Genomic DNA, 3,194 nt, shown 5'->3' with positions numbered 1-3,194 from the left:
CAATAAATCAGCTATAGAAAGTAAGTATCCTAAAGCCCAAATAGCTCTTCCGTTAGAATCTTCTAAATTGGTTTGATAATTTTGATTGGTAAATTCTTTTTTTTCATTTATATAATTTAAAAAACAACCATCTTCTTGAAAGCAATATTCAATAAAATTAAAATATTTATGAATCAATTCTACATCGGTTGTGTCTTTTGATAATTGATAATGTTGACACATTACTATTAAAGCTCTTGCATTATCATCTAAAGTGAAACCTGAATTGATATCGGGTTTATTGATTACCGAAAACTGAATTACTCCAAAATTGGCCGTCATTTTTTTTAAATGATTCAAGTTTATTTCTGGAATTCTATAGTGTAAAGAAATACCTTCTTCAGTAATAAATTCAAATAATTTTGCGTGGGCAATAGCCGAATTTTCCCAAGAAGTTGGTATCATTTGATGCAATCCGTTTAAGCTGATATTTTTTCTTAACTGTTTATTATCCAACAAATAATTTACTTCTTTTGCCAATTGTTTAGCATTTTCAAAATCGATAATAATTCCTGTTCCAATTTTCAAAACTTCACAAGCGTGCGGAATAGGAGTCGATATTATTGGGCAACCACAACTCATAGCATACGAAAACGTACCACTAACCGCTTGGTTTGGATCTTTGGAAGTGAACAAATAAATATCGGTAAGTTGTAAATATTTTAACAAATCTGGAAGTGCCAAATACTCATTAACAAATCGAACATTGTTTTGTAATTGTAATGCCCTAATTTTTTCTTCGAGCATATTTCGATACTTTTCGCCTTCCTCTTTTATGACTGAAGGATGTGTTTTTCCAATAATTAAAAATATAATTTCTGGATTTTTTTCTATAATAGTTGGCAGAGCTTCTAAAGTGGTTTCGATACTTTTTCCAGAACTTAACAAGCCAAAAGTAGAAAGCACTTTTCGTCCCAATAAATTATATTTTTTTTTAAAAATTTCTTTATTAGTATGTTCTACCAAATGTGTTCCGTGTGGAATTACCGAAATTTTATCTTTTGGTATCAAATAGTCGTTTTTTAATATGGTTGCAGAAGAATTTGTCATAGCAATTACGCCATCAACAGCGTTGGTCATATTACTAACATTTTGTTGCAATTCTAGGTTTGGTTCAGGCAAAACAGTATGAAAAGCAATTAAACTGGATTTTTTTAAAGCGTTTAAAAATTGTAACAACTCGTTTTCATTGTTTTTAAACAAGCCAAATTCGTGTTGGATTAAGACCAAATGAATCGCATCGTCGGAATTAATTTCGTCGGCTAACTTTAGATAGGAAATTGGATTGTTGGTTTGCAAAATATAATCGACATCATTTCCATAACAATGATTTCCGTTTTCTAAAGCGCAAATTTTTATATCGAATGATCTTTTAAATTTCGTGTTTAATGATTTTACTAAATCTTGAGAATAAGTTGCAATGCCACATTCTCGCGGTGGAAATGTGGTAACCATCAAAATTTTTGGCAACTTTATTTGTTTGGTTTGGATACTATTCTTTCTGCTAAGAACATTTTTTATAAGTTGTTGTACCGATTTCGAATTATTTTTTGGAATTGTCAATTTATTTCTCATGAGGAATAGGATTAAGCATTAATTCTTTTAATAATTCAGTCAAACTTACAGATGCACACGCAATATGCTCATCGGCTGCGCCATAGTAAATATAAAGTGTATCGTTGTTTACCATTGCGCCAGTTGGGAAGCAAACATTGTTTACTATTCCGTGCAATTCCCATTCGTATTCTGGTTCAAAAAGAGCATACGGTAATCGTGCAATTTCTTTTTCAGGGTTTTCTAAATCTAATAATGAGGCACATGCGCAATACACATAACCATCGACTGTATCATGTACTCCGTGATAAATAATGAGCCAGCCATTATCTGTTTCAATTGGTGGACATCCGCCACCAACATAACTAACTTCGTGGACATATTTTGGAGAAATGAGAATAGAATCGTTAAATTTTAGAAAAAAATTATCCCAAAAACTATGTGTCAACTCACTCAAATCATAAATAGAAACAATTTGAATATCAGGTTTTATACGATGCAAAAAATATAGTTTTCCGTTTATTCTTCTTGGAAAAAGAATAATATTTTTGTCCCATAGTAGCACTTTTTTAACTAAATTTTTTGGAACCACATTTTTACCATTAAAACGTAAATACTTCTCATTAAGTTCTCCTTTTGTTTCTGCCAAATGGGCAAACTCTTCATAAGAATATTGTGGTACAATTAAACCTCTTTTTTCCCAATTGACTAAATCTATTGAAGTTGCTAAAGCACCCATTGCATTAACACCGTCATTTGCAGTGTAGGTTAGATAATACAAATCGTCAATTTTTACTATTCTTGGATCTTCAACGCCTTGTTTTTCATATTCAAATTGCGGAAAAAGTAGTGGAACATCTAAACGTTGTTTAACTTCGCGAAGCAAGTTTAGCTTACAATAGCCAACTGTAGAATAATTTCCTTTTCCGACGGCACGATAAAAAAGATGAATATCTTCACCTTCAAATAGTATAGCTGGATTTAAAACACCTTCTCTTTCGAAACCAAGATTTCTTTTTTCGAGAATAATTCCTTCTTTTTTTATCTGTAACATTGCTTTATAATTTTAGTTTTATGACTTTAAACTAGAAATATAAAGGTCGATTTATCATCGTAAGACATTGTTATACAAATTTTTGAAAAAGTTATATAATTACTATGTTTAAAAATAAAGTCAATTTCTATATCCCTGAATTAGCAAGCATAATGAATCTTCTATTGCTTCAATTGTATGCATTTCTTCCAAAGGAATTTCCATCTCTTCGAAGGTATCAATGGTTCTAATTATATTTTCACTACTGTATTTTACGTTTCCAGTAAGAACGGTCAATTTTGTGGGAACACTGGTTTTATGTTCTCTTAAAACCATACCTTTTTTGAATGCCAAAATAATTACTTTAAAGGCAACTCCGGTGTGCATTAGTTTTGCAACTGGATTGTCTTTATTTTCTAATTCGGCTATTGCTTCCTTGATTATCATAACTATAAATCTTGTTTTATTATCTAATAAATTTTTCTTGAACCATATGTTTGTAAATCACTTTTGAAATTTCGTTGGTCATTTTTTTAATGCCATCGGGTTCAAAAGTTTCAGTTATTCC

The 3,194-nt window shown here is 30.7% G+C and carries 3 protein-coding genes; all 3 read right to left on the bottom strand.

Features of this window, described 5'->3' with window-relative positions; translation table 11 throughout:
* Positions 1-1,494, bottom strand: a 1,494-nt coding sequence (locus ACH2BO_RS03200; protein WP_395043316.1) for a glycosyltransferase, incomplete at its 3' end; no start/stop codon positions are given.
* A gap of 109 nt (positions 1,495-1,603) precedes the next feature.
* Positions 1,604-2,647 (bottom strand): pesticidal protein Cry7Aa, encoded by a 1,044-nt coding sequence (locus ACH2BO_RS03195; protein ID WP_395043315.1) that lies wholly within the window; start codon positions 2,645-2,647, stop codon positions 1,604-1,606.
* A 120-nt stretch (positions 2,648-2,767) separates the two neighbouring features.
* Positions 2,768-3,073: a hypothetical protein gene (locus ACH2BO_RS03190; protein ID WP_395043314.1), complete on the bottom strand. Its 306-nt coding sequence runs from the start codon at positions 3,071-3,073 to the stop codon at positions 2,768-2,770.
* Between the last annotated feature and the right edge of the window lie 121 nt (positions 3,074-3,194).

Source organism: Flavobacterium sp., from assembly GCF_043773265.1.
Taxonomy (GTDB): Bacteria; Bacteroidota; Bacteroidia; order Flavobacteriales; family Flavobacteriaceae; genus Flavobacterium.
The sequence above is the reverse complement of the archived record's forward strand: the minus strand, read 5'-3'. Positions and strand labels throughout refer to the sequence as shown.